We start from the raw sequence: 21,081 nt of genomic DNA on the forward strand, positions 1-21,081 counted from the left end.
TCCCATGAGGGCCGTTCGAACGATCTTGATGCGGCCGAGCACCCCGTGGGCGCCTCCCATAGGATCGACCGATGCGGATTCTCTACGTGTGTACCGGAAACATCTGCCGATCACCGACCGCAGAGAGGTTGACCGTCGCGTACGCCGCGGAAGCCGGCCGCGACGACCTGTCGGCGCACAGCGCGGGCACCCGGGCGATGGTCGGTTACGGCATGGAACCCACCGCCGCCCTCGTGTTGCAGCAGCTCGGAGGCGACCCCACCGGTTTCGCCGCACGCCGGATCACCCCGGCCATCGCCGAGGACGCCGACCTCATCATCACGATGAGCGAGCGGCAGCGCGGCAAGGTCATCCAGCTGGCGCCCCGGAAGATGCGAGTGACGTTCACCCTGCCCGAGGCCGCCCGGGTGCACAGCGAGAGCGGGGCGCAGACGGTCGCAGAGTTGGCGACGGCCCGGGCGCAGTCGTCTGCGCCCGGGCCGGAAGACATCGTCGATCCGATCGGCCGCGACGAGGAGACGTTCGTCGCGGTCGGCACGGAGATCGCCGACCTGCTGCTACCTCTGCTCGCCGGTCTCCGGGTCTGAGCCCTCCCCCGGCCGCCGCGGTGCGTGCGTCCCGGATCGAGCGGACACCGGCTCGGCCGAGTACGCCTGCGGCGGCTGGTACCGGTCGCTGTGGCCGTAGGGCTCCGACGTCGTCCAGGCCTGTGTGGCCGGCTGCTCGGCGTGACGGTGACCGTTCTGCGGCCGGGCCGGGCCTTCCATGGGCGCCGAGGGCGCCGCATGAGCCGACTGTGTCGCGCGAGCCGGCTGCTCCGGCTCCGGCCGGGCGGGGAGCGCGGGCGGTACCGGCGACTGCACCCGACGGGCTCCGACCGATGCGGTCGGGGTGCCAGGCGTCGCCGCGGCCGGAGTGGCCTTGGTGCCGCCCTCGCCGTCGGAGCTGTAGTAGTAGCGGTACTCGTAGGCCGTGCCGCGGCCCTTGGTGGGCGTCATCGCGAGGATCGTGCCGAGCACGTTCGCGTTGACCGCACGCAGGTTGCCGACCGCCCGCGTGAACTGTTCACGGGTGGTCTTGCCGTAGCGGGCGATGAGCAGGGCGCCGTCGGCGATGTTCGTCAGGATGGCCGCGTCGGTGACGGGCAGCAGCGGCGGCGCGTCGATGATGACGTAGTCGAATCGCGAGCGCAGGTCCTCGATGACCTCACGTGCATGCGCGGAGCCGAGCAGCTCGGACGGGTTGGGCGGCAGGCCGCCGGCCGCGAGCACCCACAGTCCGTCGAAGCGGGTGGGCTGGAGGACGTCCTCGAGGGAGGCCTGGTTGGCGAGCACGGTCGACAGACCGGCCTCGCCGAGCGAACCGAGGTACTTCGACACCCGGGGGCGGCGCAGGTCCGCTTCGACGAGCACGACGGAGTGTCCGGCCTCGGCGAGTACGAGCGCAGTGTTGACCGCCGTGGTGGTCTTGCCCTCGCTGGGCAGCGAACTGGTGATGACGATCGCGCGCGGCGGATTGTCGACCTCGAGGAACTGCAGGTTGGTGCGCATCTCGCGGTAGGCCTCGGCGTCGCCGCTGTTGGCGTCGGCGAAGACGATCGCGGGTTCCTCGTGGCGTGCCTTCTCGAGCGGGATCACACCCACCACACCGGTTCCGGCGATCTCCTCGACCACCGCGCGGTCCTTGACGGTGTTGTCGAGGCGGTCGCGCAGCACGGCGAGGGCGATGCCGAGCAGCACACCCACCGCGAGGCCGAGCGCGACGTTCCGTGTGGTCTGCGGCGTCACCGGCGACGACGGGGTGGCCGCGTACTGTTCTACCACCACGCGCGCGGTGGGCGGGCCACCGTCCTCGGGAGTCTCGAGTTCGCGCGCCATGACGACGAATTCGTCCGACAGTGCGTTGGCGAGGTCGCGGGCGCGTTCGGGCGACTCGTCGGTGACGGCGGTGTCGATGAGCACCGTGTCGGGGGTCGACGAGGCGGTGACCTTGCCGGCGAGTTCGACCGGCGAGATGTCGGTGATGCCGAGCTTGTCCAGGGTCCGCTGCGCGAGGGTGGTGCCCGCGAGCAGTTCGGTGTAGGAGGTCACGCGCTGCTGCGAGAACAGGTTGCCCTGATAGATCTCCTGGACCGACGCCCCGGACGACGTCGAGACGAACAGGCGTGTCTTGGCCTCGTATTGCGGTGTGGTCAACAGGGAGGCGCCGAGGGCAGCGAGGACCGCCACCACCGTCGTGACGGCGACGATCCTCCACCTCGCCTGCAGAATTCGCAGGTAATCATGTACTTCCATCAGGGCGTCTCCCTCGTTGCGGTAACACTGCGTACGCACCCGGCGGGCGCGGTGTAGGGGTCGTCGCGTCGCGACAGCACGTCGTCGAGCACGGGGCCGATCGCACGCACCGCGTCCGGACCGGCCAGTTCCGAGTGCGTGAACGGCACCGGATGTTCGACGACGAGACCGCGCACATATCGCTGCCAGGTGGCGGCGAGTTCGGGGTGCCGGTCGAGATCGGGTTCGGCGACCACCAGGTCGATGTCGCCGTCGTATTCGCGAAGCCGGTGGCGGCGCACCGCATTCTCGACGGCCTCCGCGGCGGCGTCGCTGCGGCGGCGGATCTCGGCGACGAGGTGTGCGGGCAGCCCGGCGATGTCGGGCTCGGTCTCTGCGACGGGATGCGCGTCGGCAGGCAGCGTCTCGGGCGTGAGGGTGTCGAGCAGCACTACCGCACCGACCTGCTCCCCGGATTCGACGAGCTGCACGGCCATTTCGTGTGCGATGGTGCCGCCCACCGACCAGCCCAGCAGGTGATAGGGACCATCGGGCTGTACCTTACGGATCTCGTCGACATATCGCGCGGCGAGTTCGCCGATGCTGTCCGGAATGTCGTCGAAGCCCGTTGCCTGCACGCCGTAGAGGCCGCGGCCGTCGAGATGCGGAGCGAGCCCCGAGTACATCCAGGCCAGTCCACTGATGGGGTGCACGCAGAACAGCGAGGGACGCGCGTCGCCGCGACCGGCGATCTCGACGACCGTGCCGAGCGGGTCGCGGACGTCGTCGCTGTGGCCGCCGGCGATGCGGTCGGCGAGCGCGTCGACGCTCGGGCTCGTGAAGAGCCATTCGACCGGCACGTCGGTGCCGAGTTCGTCGCGCAGCTCGCCGGCGACGGTGACCGCGCCGATGGAGCTGCCACCGAGGTCGAAGAAGCCACGGTCGGCGGAGATCTCGTCGACCGGCAGGTCGAGGTGCCGGGCGAAGACCGCGGCGACCGCCTGCGCGATGGGCCCTTCGGGCGCCACGTAGGGCTCGTCGGCCGCGTCGTCGGAGTCGGGCAGCGACGCGCGGTCGATCTTGCCGGAGGGCAGCAGCGGCAGGGCGTCGACGACGGTGATGCTCGCCGGTCGCAGGTGGCGGGGCAGTTCGCCTGCGAGGGCGCGGCGCAGTGCGGCCACATCGGGTGCGCCGCCGGCCTCGGGCTGGATGTAGGACACGAGCACGGTGTCTCCGGTGCGTCCGGGCCGCGGCAGGGTGACGGAGGCGGCGATGCCCGGACGGGACAGCAGGGCGGCGTCGACCTCGGCGGGTTCGACACGGATTCCGTGGATCTTCACCTGATCGTCCACTCGGGCCACGTGATCCAGTACCCCGTTCGGCAGGATCCGAACCATGTCTCCGGTCCGGTACAGCCTCGACCCCGCCTCGCCGTACGGATTTGCGACGAATCGTGTTGCCGTGAGCCCGGATTCGTTCCGGTATCCACGTGCCATGCTGTCGCCGGTCACGTAGAGTTCGCCGACGGTGCCGCGCGGTACGGGGTGCAGCCGTGCGTCGAGCACGTACGCGGTGGCTCCCGCCACCGGAGTGCCGATGTTCGGTTTCCCCTCACCGCTCAGCCGGGACGAATGGGAGAGGGCGACGGTGAATTCGGTGGGTCCGTAGCCGTTGAAGATCCGGTGCCGCGACCAGCGGCGCACCAGCGCGGCCGGGAGGGTCTCCCCCGCGACGATGATCGTCGCGGGCTCGATGGCGTCGGGGTCGAGCGTTCCCAGCACGGTGGGCGTGATGTTGAGGTGCGTGACGCGCTCGTCGGCGATCAACTCGCGCAAGGGCTCCCCGGCGAAGGTGTGATCGGGGGCGATCACGAGCGCACCGCCGTGTGCGTGGGCGGAGAGCAGTTCGAAGACCGCGGCGTCGAAGGTGTGCGAGGCGACCTGCAGGACACGTGATTCGGGGCCGAGTCCGGCGACGGCGCTCTGCAGCTCGAGCAGGGTCGCCAGGCCGCGGTGGGTGACCTCGACACCCTTCGGGGTGCCGGTGGTGCCGGAGGTGTAGATCGTGTACGCGAGATCGTCGTATGTCACTGAGGGCGTGGGCGGTTGCGCCTCGTCGAAGCCGACACTCCGGTCGGCGGTCAGATCGATCCAGGTCAGGTATCCGAGCTCGCGGCCGCCGACGGTCAGCCCGATCCGGGCACCGGAGTCGGCGAGGATCGCGGCACTGCGCGCCTCGGGCTGGGTGAGATCGACCGACACCCATGCCGCCCCGAGCTTGGCGACGGCCCAGACTGCCAGCGGCCAGTATTCGCTGCGCGGCACCGCGATCGCGACGAGGTCTCCGCGCCGCACCCCGTAGGCCGCGAGCACCGTGGCGATCTCGTCGGCGCGGGCGTCGAGGCCACCGTAGGTCCACGCGACATCGCCGGAGCGCACCGCGATGCGTCCGCGATGCCGCTCGACGCTGCCGGCGAGGATCTCGGGGAGGGTGCGCGGTTCGACGCCGGGTGTCGAGAGCGGTGCGGGTGACGGCACGGCGAGATCGCCGACGGCACGCTCGGGTTCGGCGAGCGCGGCGGACAGGAGTGCGACGAGATCGGTGAGCATCGCGTCGCCGGTGGTGTCGTCGAACAGGTCGGTCGCGTAGACCAGCCGCAGGTCCAGTCCCGCTTCGCGTTCGACGAGCTCGACGACGAGGTCGAACTGCGCTGCGGGTTCTCCGGCGTCGGCCTCGACGACCTGCACGTCCGGCAGTTGTGGCAACGGCCCGCCGGCGTCGACACGGTGGGTGAGCAGCACCTGGAAGAGCGGGCTGTAGGCCGGATCGCGTCGGGGTGCCAAGCGGGCGACGACCTCGTCGAACGGCACGTCGGCGTGGGCGAGCGCACCGAGATCGGTGGTCCGCACCGTGCGCAGCAGGTCGGTGAACGCTCGGTCCGGCTCGACCGGGGTGCGCAGCACGACGGTGCCGACGAACATGCCGACGAGCCCGTCCAGGCGCGCGTCGGTGCGACCGGCGACCGCGGTGCCGACGGCGATGTCGGTGCGCCCGCTGCGACGTGCGAGCATCGCGGCGAGCACGGCGTGGACGAACATGAACACCGTGACGTCGTGCCGCCGGGCGACCTCCCGCAGGCGCCGGTGGGTGTCGGCGTCGAGACGCGAGACGATCTGCGCCCCACGATGGCTCGGCCGGGCCGGACGCGGGCGGTCCGTGGGCACGGGCAGCGGGCTGTCGGGCAGTCCCGCGAGCGTGGTGGTCCAGTAGTCGAGCCGGCGCGCGGCGAGCGAGGCCGGATCGGCGCTGTCGCCGAGCAGTTCGTGCTGCCAGCGGGCGTAGTCGCCGTAGGTGACGGGCAGCGGCTCGAATTCCGGTGCTGCTCCCTGACGCCGCGCGGTGTAGGCGGCGGCGAGGTCGGTCAGCAGCGGGCCGACGGAGCCGCCGTCGAAGGCGATGTGGTGCACGGCGGCCGCGAGGATCCAGCGGCCGGGTTCGACGTCGAACAACCGGATGCGCAGGGGCGCCCCGGTGGTGATGTCGAAGGGCGTGGTGATCGTCGCGGTGACGGCCGCAGCGACGTCGGCGGGCGCGGAGTGTTCGAGCACCGGCGGGTCGACGGGCACCTGGAGGTCGTCGGTGAAGGCGGTGCGCAGGACGCGGTGACGCTCGACCACATCGCCGACCGCAGCGGCGAGCGCGTCGACGTCGAGGTCGCCGCTCAACGTCAGGACGACGGGCACGAGATAACCGGCGGTGCCGGCCTCCGCGCGCGCGACGATCCCGAGGCGACGTTGGGCGGGCGCAATCGGCACCGGGCCGCCGTCGTCGTAGCGGCGCAGCGGGATGCGCTGATCGTTGCCGGCTTCGATGCGGGCGGCGAGCGCGGCGAGGGTCGGGGCGGCCAGCACCTCGCGCACCGGCACGTCGGTGCCGAAGGCGTCGCTCAGCCGCGCGGCGAAGACCACGGCCGAGAGCGAATCGCCACCGGCCGTGAAGAAACCGCGGTGCGCGGCCGGGCGGGTGCCGAGTACGTCCTCGGCGACGGTGACGACGAGGTCCTCGGTGTCGGTGAGCGGCCGGTCGGCGGCGGTGTCGTCGTCGGCGGCCGCGGCGTCGAGCAGTTCGAGGGCGGTGACGTCGAGTTTGCCGTTGGGGGTGACGGGCAGCTGGTCGAGCGTGTGCACGCGGGTGGGCATGCGGTGCGGCGGCACGACCAGCGCGAGTCGCGCGGAGACGTCGGCGGACGACAGGTCCGTTCCGGCCGCGAAGGCGACGAGGGCGCCGGTGACCGCGACCACGGCGGCCTGCCGGATTCCGGGCTGGGTGAGCAGCGCGGCCTCGAGTTCGCCGGGTTCGATGCGCACGCCGCGCACCTTGAGCTGCCTGTCGGTGCGGCCGAGATAGCCGAGGGTGTCGTCCACGCGGCGGTGGACGCGGTCGCCGGTGCGGTACATGCGCGTGCCGCCGGGAGCAGCGACGAAGCGCTCTGCGGTGCGCACCGGGTCGTCGAGATAACCGGCGGCGAGGCCCTCACCCGCGAGATACAGCTCTCCGGCGGCACCGGCGGGGACGGGACGCAGCCGCGCGTCGAGCACGTGGGCGACGGTGCCGGGCACGGGCCGGCCGATGCCGGGACGGGTGCCGGGTTCGATGTCGACGAGGGTGGCGACGATCGTGGCCTCGGTCGGTCCGTAGGCGTCGAGCATGACGCGACCGTCGGCCCAGCGTGCCGCGAGCGTCGGCGACAGCGTTTCGCCACCGGAGGCGACGACCTTCAGATCGGGCAGGCCCTCGGGGTCGAGGGTGCCGAGCACGGTGGGCGTCGACAGGTAGTGGGTGATGCGCTCGTCGGCGAGGTAGCGGTGCAGGTCCTGACCGGCGTAGATCTCCGGGGGTGCGACCACGAGGGTCGCGCCGGTGGTGTGGGCGAGCAGCAGTTCGAGCAGCGCCGCATCGAATTCCGGTGAATAGCCGTGCAGCACGCGATCTCCGGGGCCCACCCGGTAGCGCGTCGCCACTTCGGCGGCGAGCGGGGCGAGCCCGCGGTGCGTCACCGCGACCCGCTTCGGGGTGCCGGTGGAACCGGAGGTGGACACCACGTAGGCGGTGCCGGGCAGGCAGGTCTCACCCGCCTGCCGCGAATGCGTGAAGGCGGCACCGGTTTTGGTGACGGCCCACAGGGTGCGGATGTAGTCGACACCGCGCGGCGCGTCGATCCGCACGATCCTGCCGTCGCACGCACCCTGGGCCCGCAACTCCTCGGCGAGGGCGTCGGACTGTTCGTCGAGTTCGCGGTAGGTGAGCGACTCGCCGACGCCGCGCAGTGCCTCACGGTCGGGGTGGGCGGCGGCGGTGGCGCGCAGCATCTCCGCGAGGGTGCGCGCCGGCGCCGGGGCCGCGCCTTCGAGCGCGGGGGCCGGGGTGCCGAGGGCGAGTTCGCCGACGATGCTGCCGGGTGCGTTCGCGACGGCGCCGAGCAGTGCGACGAAACGGTCGGCGAGCAGTTCGGCGGCGCGGCCGGAGAATCGGGCGGCGTCGAACACGAGCGTGCCGATGTAACCGTCGGGGCGCGGAGCGAGGGTGAACTGCAGATCGAACTTCGTGGTGTCGTCGAGGACTTCACGGGCCTCGACCGTGAGTTCGCCGAGCGTGACGGGCGCGATCCCGAAGTCCTGCAGCGCCAGCGCGACCTGCGGTGCGGGACTGTGCATCTCCGACAGGAGTTGCTCGAACGGAACGGCCACATGGTCGAAGGCCGCGATGTCGAAGTCCCGGACCTGACCGAGCAGCCCCGCGAACGACATGTCGGGGGCGACGCGGGCTCGCAGCACCAGGGTGTCGAGGAACGGGCCGACGAGATCGTCGAGCTGCGCCCAGCGGCGTCCGCCCACCACGGCGGCGATCGCGATGTCGTCGTTGCCGCCGAGCCGTGCGAGCAGCACCGACAGGGCGGCGTGCAGCACCATGAACTCGGTGGCGCCGTGCGCGCGGGCGAGTTCGGCGAGGGCGTCGCGTATCTCGGCGGGCACCGTGAAGTCCACGCTCCGTGCCCCGCTCTCGGTGCCGGCGGCGTCGGTGGGAAGTTCGGTGACGGTCAGCCCGTCGAGGGCGCGGCGCCAGTGTTCGACGTCGCCGTCGGGGATGCCGCGTTCGGCTTCCCACAGCGCGTAGTCGGCGTAGTGCAGCGGCAGCGGCTCCCACTGCGGGGTGGTGCCCTCGATCCGCGCCAGATAGGCCAGGCTCAGGTCGCGGACCAGCGGCCGCAGCGAGGCGCCGTCGGCGATCGAATGGTCGACGTCGAGGTGCAGCACGTGCCGGTCGGGCGCGGTGCGTTCGAGACGCACCCGCCAGCGGTCGCTGCGCGGTGTCTCGTGGACCTGCTGGTAGACCCCGTCGCCGCTGACGACGTAGTCGGTGCGCAGGATCTCGTGCCGCAGCGCGAGGTCGCCGAGAGCGGCCTGGAGGGCACCGAGATCGAGTGGCCCACGCAGGAGCAGCTCACTGCGCATCCGATAAGCCTCGGGTGCAAGCGAACTCAGGCTCCACAACCGTCGCTGCGTGCGGCTGAGCGGAACGAGCTCGGGTCGCGGCGAGATCGCGACCGGGCCGGTGTCGGTGTCGAAGCCACCGGCGTCGAGTGCGGCGGCGAGTGCGTCGACGGTGGGGTTCGCGAACACGGTGCGCAGCGGCACGGCGGTGCCGGTCTTCTCCCGGAGGCGGCCGACGAGCACGGTGGCGAGCAGCGAGTTGCCACCGATCGCGAAGAAGTCGTCGGTGCGTCCCACCGAGACGTCGCTCCCGCCCAGCACGTCGGCGACGATGCGGGCCACGAATGCCTCGGTGGCGGTGCGCGGTTCTTCGACCTCGCCGGTGGTGGGTTCGGGCAGTGCGGCGGTGTCGACCTTGCCGTGGACGGTGAGCGGGAGCGCGTTCACCGGCACGATGGCGGTGGGCACGAGGTGCGCGGGCAGCGTCGTGCGCAGCCGGGCCCGCAGCGTCGATTCGTCGACGTCTTCGCCGGTGACGTAGGAGACGAGCCTGCCGGCACGCACGAGCGTCACGGCGCGATCGACTCCGTCGAGTGCGGTGAGGGCTGCGTCGATCTCCCCCGGTTCGATGCGCACGCCGCGGAGTTTGACCTGGTTGTCGCTCCGCCCCACGAATTCGAGTGCCGCGCTCCGGGTCCAGCGCACCAGGTCGCCGGTGCGGTAGCGGCGGGTGCCGTCCGGTCCGGCCACGAAGCGCGCTGCGGTGCGGCCGGGGGCTGCGCGATACCCGGAAGCCAGTCGCGGCCCCGAGAGGTACAGCTCGCCGACCACTCCGGCGGGCACGGGATGCATCCGTTCGTCGAGCACCTCGACGGTGACGCCGCGTCCGGGGGCGCCGATGACGATGTCGTCGCCGGGGTTCAGGGGGCGCGAGACGGTGACGAAGGTGGTGGCCTCGGCCGGCCCGTATCCGTTGACGAGGGTGCGACCGCCGCCCCAGCGCTCCACGACCTCCGGGGTGAGGCGGTCACCACCGAGCATGAGCATGCGCAGGTCGGGCAGTTCCCGCACGGGGACGGTCGCGAGCCGCGAGGCCGTCATCACCGTGTGCGTGATGCCGGCACGGTCGAGCAGCTCCCCGAGCGCGTCGCCGCCGTAGCTGTCGGGGCCGGCCACCACCAGGGTGGCGCCGGAGATCCCGGCGGTGAGGATCTCGAGTATCGCGATGTCGAACGACGGTGCCGCGACGTGCAGTACGCGATCGCCCGGGAATGTCGGCAGGTAGTCGCCGATGTCCTCGGCGAACGCGCTCGCGGCGCGCTGGGTGACGGTGACGGCCTTGGGGTTTCCGGTGGTACCGGAGGTGAAGACGTAGTAGGCCGGTGCATCGGGCGCGGGATCGACGACGTCGGCGAGCGGTTCCTCGACGTCGGAGGTCACCTCGAGCCAGTGCACGTTCTCCGGAAGCGTCTGCGCTTCGCCGACTCCCACACGTACGTCGGCGAGCATGCCGGTGAGGCGCGCGGTGGGTGCGGTGGGGTCGACGAGCATCGGGGCGGCGCCGGCGTGGACGATGCCCCACACGGCGAGTACCGATTCGAGCGAGCGCGGGTAGGCGCAGGCGACCGCGTCACCCGGACGCACCCCGGCGAGTTGCAGGCGCGCGGCGAGAGCGTCGGCGTAGTACACCAGTTCGGGATACGACAGCTCACGGTCGCCGTCCACGATCGCGAGCCCGTCGCCACCGGCAGCGGCGCCCTGCGACAACCATGTCCGCAACGGCCGCGGCGCGCCGGGGGCAGCGCCCTCTGTGGGAAGCGCGGTGTCGCCGGACAGGTCGATCTCCCCGACCCGCACGTCCGGATCGGTGACGGCCGCACTCAGGATCGCGCGCAGCCGCCCGGCGTAGGTGGCGACGGTGTCGGCGTCGTACAGATCTGTGCTGTAGAAGAATTCGAGGTCGATCGCGTCCTGCTGCTCGGTGACGGTGAGCTGCACGTCGACGTTGACGTGTTCGGTGTCGACCGGTTCGGCGGTCACGCTCAGGCCCGGTAGCGCGAAGGTCGAGGAGACCGGCCGTGCCTGCGACAGCGCGATCTGGAAGAGCGGATGCCGGGCCTCGCTGCGCGCGGGCTGCAGCCGCTCGACGAGCGTTTCGAAGGGTGCGTCGGGGTTCGTGTAGGCGGCGAGGTCGCGGCGGTGTACCTGTGCGAGGAGTTCGGCGAAGGTGGCGTCGGGATCGACCTCGGTGCGCAGCACGAGAGTGCCGGCGAACATGCCGACGACGTCGTCGAGTTGCGGGTCGCCGCGACCGGCCACCGCTGTGCCGACAGCGATGTCGCGCCCGGTACCGTGCCGGGCGATCAGCGCGGCGAGCGCGGCATGCAGCACCATGAACACGGTGGCGCGACCGTCGCGGGCGAGCTCGTGCAGACCACGCACGAGGTCGCTGTCGAGGCGGAGGCTGTGGGCGGCCCCGTGCCCGGTGGGGCGTGCGGGTCGCGGCCGGTCGCCGGGCAGCGTCACTTCCTCGGGTAGGCCGGCGAGTTCGTCCAGCCAGTACGGGATCTGTTCGTCGGCGACGCTGCGCTGCCACCGCGCGTAGTCGGTGTACTGCACAGGCAGCGGCGGCAGCGCCGGGGCCGTGCCGGCGAGGCGGGCCTCGTAGGCGACGGCGATGTCGCGCAGCAGCGGCGTGAGCGACCAGCCGTCGGCCGCGATGTGGTGCAGCACGACGAGCAGCACGTGCCGGTCGGGCGCCGTCCGGTACAGCCGCATGCGGGCCGGGGGCTCGACGGTGAGATCGAATCCGGCGGCGGCGTAGTCGCGGACGAACTCCCCGAGTGCACTGTCCGGTACGGCGACCGGGTCGAGGTCGGGTCGTGCCGCGGGAAGCACGGTGTACTCGTCGGCGGCGGGATAGACGGTCCGCAGCGTGCGGTGACGTTCGAGCACGTCGCCCACCGCCGAGGCCAGGGCCTCGATGTCGAGGTCGCCGTCGAGGCGCACTGCGAAGGGCAGGTTGTAGCTCGGGGAGGCCGGGTCGAAGCGGTTGACGAACCACAGGCGCTGCTGTGCCGCCGACAGCGGTGCGGGCGCGTCGGGGTCGGCGACGAGAGGCACGCGGCGGCGTGGATCGGAGTTCGCGCCGACGAAGGCGGCGAGGGCCGCGACGGTGCGGTGCTCGAAGACGTCGCGCACGGTGACGTCGGTGTCGAGGACGTCGGACAGGCGACCGGCCAGGCGGGTGGCGAGCAGCGAGTTGCCGCCGAGGTGGAAGAAGTCGTCGTCCGCGCCGATGGTGCCGGCCGTGACGCCGAGCAGTTCGGCGCACACGTCCGCGACGAGTTCTTCGACGGGCCCGTGCGGTGCCGCTCCCCCGCCGGCGGTGACCTCGGCGGTGGGCAGTGCCGCACGGTCGAGTTTGCCGTTGGCCGTGAGCGGCAGCGCGTCGAGGACGACGGCGGCCGCGGGTACGAGATAGTCGGGCAGGATGCGTCGCGCCTCGCGGAGGGCCGCGGTGGCGTCGCCGCCGACGAGATAGGCGACGAGCCGGTCGTCGCGCAGCAGCACGACGGCTTGGCGCACGCCCTCGCTGCGCAGCAGTGCGGTTTCGATCTCGCCGGGTTCGATGCGGTAGCCACGCAGCTCGATCTGCTGGTCGGCGCGGCCGAGATAGTGCAGTGCGCCGGTCTTGGCGTGGCGGCCGAGGTCGCCGGTGCGGTAGCGGCGGCGGCCACCGGGGGCGGCGACGAATCGCGTCGCGGTCTGCCCGGGGCGTCCGCGATAGCCGCGCGCGAGTTGGTCTCCGCGCACGTACATCTCGCCGACAGCGCCGGGCAGTGCGGGTCGCAGCGACGAGTCGAGAACGTCCACGGCGAGTCCGGGCAGCGGCGCCCCGACACCGGCCTCGGTGGCATCACCGAAGGTGACGTGCACGGTGGTCTCGGTGATGCCGAACATGTTGACCGCGCGCACGTCCGGGTGGTTCTGCGCCCACGGTCGCACACGCTCCGGGTCCAGGGCTTCCCCGCCGAAGATCAGCAGCCGCAGGTCCTCGAGCGGCGGGTGGTCGGTCGCGGCCAGCTGGTAGAAGGCCGTGGGGGTCTGGTTGAGCACCGTCACGCGGTGGCGGACAAGGACGTCGGCGAAGGCGGCCGGGTCGCGCACGGTCAGGTGATCGACCACGATCACGCGGGCGCCGGTGGCCAGCGGCGCCCACATCTCCCACACCGAGAAGTCGAAGGCCGGCGAGTGGAACAGCGTCCACACGTCGTCGGCGCGCAGGGCGAACTCGTCGACGGTGGAGGCGAGCAGCGACAGCACGTTGCGGTGCGATACGAGCACGCCCTTGGGGGTGCCGGTGGATCCGGAGGTGTAGACGAGATAGGCGCCGCGGTCCGGTGCGAGCGGCAGGTCGAAGAGGGCGCCGTCGTCGAGGCGGGTGGCGATCTCCGGATCGTCGAGGCGCACCGCGGGCAGCCGGGAGTCCACGAGATCTGTTCCGGTGGTGACGAGCAGCGAGGGTTGCGCATCGTCGAACAGCGCCTGCAGGCGCGCGCCGGGATGTGTGACGTCGACGGGCAGATAGACGCCTCCGGCACGGGCGACGGCGAGGATCGCGACGACGAGTTCGGGTGTGCGGGGCAGCGCGACCGCCACGACGTCCTCGTCGGCGACGCCGCGCTCGCGAAGAAGCTTGGCGAGTGCACCCGAGCGCGACCACAGGGCGCCGTAGCTGAGGGAGTAGCCGTCCCCCACCACGGCGAGCGCGGCGGGATCGTCGGCGACGCGGTGCGCGACGAGCTCGGGCAGCGACTCGGCGGGCAGACGCTGTGCGGCGCCGGCGGGGGTGATACCGGCGCCGCACAACTCGATACCGCCGACCGGCACTGCCGGATCGGCGGTAACGGCATCGAGAATACGCACAAACCACGACTGCCACTCCACAATCGTGTGCGAATCCAAAAGTTCGTCCGCGTACGTAAGGATCGTCTCCAAACCGGCGGGCGTTCCGGTCTCGGATCGGCGTTCGCGGACGGTCACCTCGAGGTCGACGCGGGCGGTCCCTGCAGGGATCTCACGGAGCGAGGTGGAACTGCCGGGCAGCGTGAACTCGTCGAGCGCGAACGACTCGTAGGCGAGGATCACCTGGAACACCGGATGATGCGCGTCGGTCCCGGCACCGACGGCGTCGACGATGCGGTCGAACGGCACGTCGGCGTGGGCGAAGGCGTCGAGATCGGCGCGACGGGTCTCGGCGAGCAGGTCGGCGAAGCTCACCCGGGGATGCACCCGCAGGCGCAGCGGCACGGTGCCGACGAACATGCCCACCACATCGTCGACCGCGGCGTCGCTGCGCCCGGACACCGGCGTGCCGACGACGACGTCCTCGGTGGCGGCGAGCGCGGACAGCAGCATCGACAGCGCCGCGTGCACGACCATGAACGGTGTGACGTCGTGGGCGCGCGCGAGCTTGTCGACGGCGGCGTGCAGTTCGGCCGGGATCGCGAACGATGCGCGACCCGCCGTGCCCGCCGTCATCGCGCTGCGGGGCCGGTCGGTCGGGAGCGCGAGCAGCGGCGGGGCGTCGTCGAGCGTCTGCTTCCAGTAGGCGAGCTGCCGCGCCGCGAGGCTGCCGGGATCGTTCTCGTCGCCGAGCACGGCCCGGTGCCAGCGCGCGTAGTCGCGGTAGGTGACAGCCGGCGCCGGCAGGTCGACCGGTTGCCCGTCGCGGTGTGCGCGGTAGGCGACCACGGCGTCCCGTCCGAGCGGAAGCAGCGACAGTCCGTCGGCGGCGATGTGGTGGATCACCACCGCGAGCACATGACCCGTGTCCCTCCGGTACAGCCGTCCCCGGACCGGCGGTTCGGCGGTGAGGTCGAAACGCGCGCGGGCGAAGTCGGACAGTTCCGCGTCGAGATCATCACCGGCTTCGACCGGGTCGAGATCGAGGTCGACGGCGGGCAGAACGTGCTGACGCGGGCCGGACGGGCCGTCGGGGAAGACCGTGCGCAGCGAATCATGCCGGGCGAGCACCGCCGCCGCTGCCGCGCGCACGGCGCCGAGGTCGATGTCGGCGCCGAGATCGATCGCGAAGGCGATGTGGTCGCCGCCGTCTGCGCGGTCGGCCACGTCGAACCGGTTGAGCAGCCACATGCGTTGCTGCGCGGGTGCGAGTGGGGCGTCGGTCTCGTCGTCGACGTGCACGAGCGGCACGTGCTCCCCCGCAGGTTCCCGGCCGAGCAGGTTCGCCAGTTCGGTGACGGTGGGATGTTCGAAGATGTCGCGCACACCCACGCGGCGGCCGGCGACCCCGCCGAGACGGGCGGCGAGCTGGGTGGCGAGCAGCGAGTTACCGCCGACCGCGAAGAAGTCGTCGGAGCCGGCGACGCCCGGTACACCCAGGAGATCGGCGATCACACCGGCGACGAGTTCTTCGGTGGCGCTGCGGTATCCGTCGGTGCGGGTCGCGGAGAGCACCGGTTCGGGCAAGGCGGCACGGTCGATCTTGCCGGTGCCGGTGAGCGGCAGTGCGTCGAGCACGGTGACGGTCGCGGGCACCATGTGCCGCGGCAGACGCTCGGCCGCCCACTCCCGGATCTCGCGGGGGTCGAGCCGGCCGTTGCGGCTGTGCACGTAGGCCGCCAGCGTGTCGCCGCGCACCACGGTCACGGCCGTGCCCACACCCGGGTGGGTCTGCAGCATCGCGTCGATCTCGCCGAGTTCGATGCGGAAGCCGCGGATCTTGACCTGATGGTCGCTGCGGCCGACGAATTCGAGGGTCCGCTCGTCGCCGTGTCCCGTCCAGCGCACCAGATCGCCCGTGCGGTAGAGACGTCCGGGGCCGAACGGGTTCGCGACGAAGCGCTCGGCGGTCGGGGCGGGCGCGTCGAGATAGCCGCGGGCGACACCCTGGCCCCCGAGATACAGCTCGCCGGTCACACCCTCCGGCACGGGCCGCAGACGTTCACCGAGCACCACCGCGGTCACACCCACCAGACCGGTGCCGATGGTCAGCCGGTCGCCGGGTTCGAAGGGCGCGCTCGAGGTGGCGAGCACCGTCGTCTCGGTGGGCCCGTAGACGTTGAGCAGGGTGCGCCCCGGCGCCCAGCGCTCGGCGGTGTCGACCGGCCACGACTCCCCGCCGATCGCGATCACGCGCAGCTCGTCGAGCCCGGCCGGGTCGAGCTGGGTGGGCACCGAGGGCGTCGAGAACCAGTGGGTGATGCCTTCGGTACGAAGCAATTCCACCAGATCGTCCCCGCCGAACAGATCGGCGGGCGCAACCACGAGGGTGCCGCCGGAGGTCAGCGCGAGGACGTATTCGAGCACCGCACCGTCGAAGGCGGGGGATGCAAAGTGCAGCACCCGCGCCTCGGAGGTGGTGGTGCCGGAAGCGGCGGGCAGGTCGAAGCGTTCGGTGAACGACTGTGCGAGCGAGCCGAGCCCGCGGTGCGAGACCACGACACCCTTGGGCGTGCCGGTCGATCCCGAGGTGTAGACGACGTAGGCGGTGTTGTCGACGCGCAGGGGCCGCACACGGTCGGCGTCGGTGATCGGCCGGGCATCGGCCTCCACGGTGAAGGTGATCGGCTCGACGTCGCCCGGCAGCGGTACGTCCGAATCGACGATCGCGTAGCGCGCACCGGACGCCTCGAGGATCCGCGCGATGCGGGCAGCGGGCTGGTTCGGGTCGACGGGCACGAAGGCCGCGCCGCTCAGCGCGACGGCCGCGGCGGCGAGCACCGAGCGTGTCGAGCGCGGCAGCACCACGGCCACACGATCTTCCGTCCCGATGCCCCGCTCGACGAGACTCCACGCGAGTGGCCGTGCCGCCGTGCGGATCTCGACCGCCTGCCCACCGAGCTCGCTCACGCATGCCGGCGACCGCTCGATGATCCCGGCCAGAGTCGTCTCCGGCCCGGCTTCGGCGACCTCGACGGGCGGGGCACCGAGGTCGAGATCACCCACGGGCAGCGACGGATGCTGCGCGACCTGTTCGAGTACTCCACTCAGGCGGGTCACCCAGCGGGCGATGGTGGCGTCGTCGAACAGTGCCGTGTCGTAGACGAGGCGACCGGCGAGCGAGCCGTCACGCAGTTCACGCAGTGAGATCTCGAGGTCGAATCGTGCCTGCGCCGAGGCGATTTCTCGCGGACGCACGGTCAGCCCGGGCAGCTCGAGGTCGGGCACGTCCACGTTGTCGTAGGCGAGCATCACGTGGAAGGGGGTGAATCCCACCGCGTCGACGACGTGGTCGAACGGCACGGTGGCGTGCGCGAAGGCATCGAGGTCGGTGTCGCGGGCCTGCGCGAGCAGGGCGGTGAACGGCCGCGCCGGATCCACATCCACACGCAGCGTGACGGTGCCGACGAACATGCCGACGAGCGCGTCGAGATCGGGATGGTCGCGACCCGCCGTTCCCGTGCCGATGGCGATGTCGTGCCCGGAGGTCCAGGCGGACAGCCACGCGGCGACAGCGGCGTGCACGGCCATGAAGGTGGTGGCGTCGTGTGCGGCGGCGACGGTGCCCAGCGCCTCGACCTGCTCCGCGGGCACCGTGAACTCCACGGCCGCAGCGGGGCCGAAGCCGCCGTTGCGGGGACGGTCGGTGGGTACCGGAGCGGCGTCCGAGAGCCCGTCGAGAGTGCGCGTCCAGTAGTCGATCTCGCGTCCCGCGAGAGTGTCGGGCGCAGCCGGATCACCGAGACGATCGAGATGCCAGCGCGCGTAGTGCCGGTAGCGCAGCGGCAGCGGCGCCCACGCGGGCGGGTCCCCCTCGGTGCGGGCGAGATAGGCGGTGGCGACGTCGGTGGTGAGCGGCACGAACGACGCGCCGTCGAGTGCGATGTGGTGGGCGACGACGGCGAGCACGTGCTTGTCGTCGGCCAGTCGCAGCAGCCGGATACGGAACGGGATCTGCGCGGTGAGATCGAACGGCTCCGCGGCCCATTCGGTGACGAGCGCGTCGACGTCGCCGTCGACACTCTCGGGTTCAAGAGCCAGACCAGCGACGGCACGATCGAGCGGCAGCACATCCTGCACCGGGCCGTCGGCGGTGAGCCGGAACAGCGTGCGCAGGATGTCGTGCCTGTCCAGGACGTCCACCACCGCGGCCTGCAGAGCGGGCACGTCGAGGGCGCCGTCGAGGTGCAGTGCGAACGGCAGGTGGTAGGCGGCCGGGTCGCCGTGAGCGCGCGCGAGCAGGAACAGCCGGCGCTGCGCGGGTGCGAGCGGTGACGGGCCGGTGTCGGGCAGGGCGACGGGCCGGGATTCGGATTCCGGTCGCGTCGCCGCGGCGGCTGCGAGCCGGGCGACGGTGGGGTGGGCGAAGACGTCACGCAGCTGCACGTCGCGGCCGAGCGCGGCACCGAGGCGCGCAGCGAGCTGGGCGGCTCCGAGCGAATGACCGCCGAGCGCGAAGAAATCGTCGTCGGCACCGATCTCGTCGATGCCGGTGAGCTCGGCGAACAGTTCCGCGACGATCTTCTCGGCCGGTCCGCTGGGCGGACGCGAGCCGGTCGCGACGGCACGCTCGGGTGAGGGCAATGCGCGGCGGTCGACCTTGCCACCCGGAGTCAGCGGCAGCGCGTCGAGCGGGGTGATCGACGACGGACGCAGATAGGCGGGCAGCTCGTCGGCGAGGCGGACGGTGAGGTCGGCGGGGTCGGCGTCGCCCACCACGTAGGCGGCGAGGTGCTCGCCGTGCACGGTGGCCGCTGCGGCCTGCACGTCGTCGAAGGCGAGGAGGACGGATTCGACCTCACCGAGCTCGATGCGGTGGCCGCGGATCTTGACCTGCAGGTCGGCACGGCCGAGGAATTCGAGTTGCCCGTCGGTGTTCCAGCGGACCCGGTCGCCCGTGCGGTACAGGCGACCGCCGAAAGGCGACGCGACGAATCGTCCGGCGGTCAGGGCCGGTTCGCCGAGATAACCGCGCGCGACGCCCGGTCCCCCGAGATACAGCTCGCCGACCACACCGGCAGGCACGGGGTGCAGGCGGGCGTCGAGGACCACGGCGGTCGTGCCGTCGATCGGCCGGCCGATGGGCACGCCCGCACCGGTTTCCAGTGGGTCGCTGAGGGTCGCGAGAATCGTGGTCTCGGTGGGCCCGTAGGCATTGAGCATGGTGCGGCCGGTGGACCATCGATCGGCCACGGCTTGCGGCAGCGCTTCACCACCGGCATCGAGAACCTGCAGTTCGGGGAGATTCTCGTTCGGTGTGGCGGCGAGGATCGCCGGGGCCGTGATCGCGTGCGTGACGGCGGCCTCGTGCAGCAGCGTGGCCAGGGCCGGTCCGCCGACAGAGTCGGGCGGGCAGATCACCAGGCCGGCACCGGCGTCGAAGGCGAGCAGCAGTTCCTGCAACGATGCGTCGAAAGACGGTGCGGCGAGATGCACCACGCGTGAGTTCTCGTCGGCCCGGTAGCGGTCGCGCAGCGTCGATACGAGCGCCGACACTCCGCCGTGGCTCACCGCCACGGCCTTCGGGGTGCCGGTGGAGCCGGAGGTGTGGATGATCCACGCGGTGTTGTCGACGTGCAGCGGCCGCCGTCGGTGTTCGGCGGTGAACGCGTCGGCCGGTCCGTCGACGGCGGGCGCGACGCGGGTGACGTGCTCGGGTAGTACCGGACGGTCGTGGGCGACAGCGATACGAATGTCGCGCAGCACCTGGCCGAGGCGAGCGGGCGGCAATTCGGGATCGAGCGGGGTGTAGGCAGCACCGGTCTTGACGACGGCCCACAGGGCGACCACCGAATCGAACGAGCGCGGCAGCAGTACCGCGACACGCTCTTCGGGGCCGGCACCCGCGGCGACCAGTGCGTGAGCGAGCGCATCGGAGCGCGCGTCGAGTTCGCGGTAGGTGAGGCGGTCGTGTCCGTCCAGCACGGCGACAGCGTCGCTCGCGGCGTGGCGGGTGAGGACGTCGGGCAGCAACGCCGGTTCGGGCGCGGTGCGGCCACGGGCGGGAGCCAGTCCGTTGAGTTCTGTGGGGTCGGTGAGCGCGAGGTCGCCCACCGCGACGTCGGCGTCCTGCACGAACCTCTTCAGGAATCCGAGGAACCGGCTGTGCAGCGAAGAGAGGTGTTCGTCGCTGTAGAGATTGGGGTTGGCCTCGAAGTCGACGCGCATCGTCCGGCCCGCCACGCTCGGATAGACGTTCACCGCGAGATCGTCGATCGGGCCGCTGGACTGGTGGTGGTACTCCCCCGTCACGTCGCCGAACGCGATCTCGGGGTGGAACATCATCAGGTTGACGGTCGGGCCGAAGGGGCTGGCCGCCTCGTCGCGCGAACGCCCGAGACTGCGCAGATCGGCGAGCATGTCTTCGTATCGATACCGCTGGTGGCGCAGAGTGCTGCTCAGTTCCACCTGCACGTCGCGGATGAGACCGGCCGGCGTCGCAGCCGGATCCACGCACAGGCGCAGCGGCACAACGTTCGCGAGCACACCTGCCGAGCGGCGCAGTGCGGCGGTGGTGCGCGCGGAGACCGGCAGGCTCAGGACGACGTCGACGACGCCGGTCGTGCGAGCGAGGAACGCGCCGAAGGCCGCCAGGACGATCGGCACGTCGGTCGAGTTCGCTTCGTGTGCGAGCGCCGAAACAGCTGCGGCCGTCTCGGGGTCGAGTTCGGAATTCGCGCGTCGCGCCGGCACCGCCAGCGGCGCTTCGTGGTCGACGAACGACACGGGTTCGGGCAGGTCGGCGAGGCGTTCGAGCCAGTGCCGGCGGTCGGTGTCCTGACGTTTCGACCCGGCGTAGGCCGCTTCGACTTCGAGGATGTCCGCAATCGGCAGCGCCTTGAGCGGCGGGGCGTCGGATCCGGAGACCCACGCCGAATACAACTCGGCGGCGCGGTTGAGCATGTTCACAGCACCCTGGCCGTCGAGCGCGATGTGGTGGACGTAGCTCGACAGGTAGTACCGCGTGTCGCTGATCTGCAACACCGTCGTGAAGATCGACCGGTCGCGCAGCAGGTCCAGTGGCCGCGTGTAGCGCTCCGTCATCCAGGCGAGAGCAGCCCGTTCCGGGTCTTCCTCCGAACGAAGGTCGATATACGGCACGTCGTCGTCGTACGCGACGTCCACATATTGACGGGGAACGCCGTCGATCTCCGTGAAGAACAAGAAACCCGATTCGACCTCACGCGCAGCCTGCACGCATGCGGAACGCAGGATCTCGATATCGAGTTCGCCGACCAGCTCTACGTACTGCGCGGTGGTGAAAGGTACGTCCGGATGCAGCATTTGCGCATACCAGAGACCCCGCTGACTCGGGGACAGCGGAAATTGATGCACCACGCTCCCCTCGC

The 21,081-nt window shown here is 71.5% G+C and carries 3 protein-coding genes; 1 reads left to right on the forward strand and 2 read right to left on the reverse strand.

Annotated features, from left to right (window positions below; all coding sequences use genetic code 11):
- Positions 1-71 precede the first annotated feature (71 nt).
- A complete protein-coding gene (locus tag MOM01_RS07695; RefSeq protein ID WP_241384816.1) occupies positions 72-587 on the forward strand; it encodes an arsenate reductase/protein-tyrosine-phosphatase family protein in 516 nt (171 codons plus the stop codon).
- Here MOM01_RS07695 and MOM01_RS07700 read toward each other — a convergent pair.
- Entirely contained in the window at positions 558-2,294 is a 1,737-nt protein-coding gene (locus MOM01_RS07700; protein ID WP_241384817.1) for a polysaccharide biosynthesis tyrosine autokinase, read from the reverse strand. The genes MOM01_RS07695 and MOM01_RS07700 overlap by 30 nt on opposite strands.
- Complete coding sequence (locus tag MOM01_RS07705) at positions 2,294-21,067, reverse strand: amino acid adenylation domain-containing protein (protein ID WP_441347286.1); 18,774 nt, start codon at positions 21,065-21,067, stop codon at positions 2,294-2,296. Before MOM01_RS07705 ends, MOM01_RS07700 begins: the two co-directional genes overlap by 1 nt.
- Between the last annotated feature and the right edge of the window lie 14 nt (positions 21,068-21,081).

It is taken from the genome of Rhodococcus sp. CH91 (genome assembly GCF_022554085.1).
In the GTDB taxonomy this organism is placed as follows: domain Bacteria; phylum Actinomycetota; class Actinomycetes; order Mycobacteriales; family Mycobacteriaceae; genus Rhodococcus.

Excerpts from the sequence above, each read along its gene's own strand:
- MOM01_RS07695 (WP_241384816.1), top strand. The coding sequence starts at position 72 with ATGCGGATTCTCTACGTGTGTACCGGAAACATCTGCCGATCACCGACC.
- MOM01_RS07700 (WP_241384817.1), bottom strand. The coding sequence starts at position 2,294 with ATGGAAGTACATGATTACCTGCGAATTCTGCAGGCGAGGTGGAGGATC.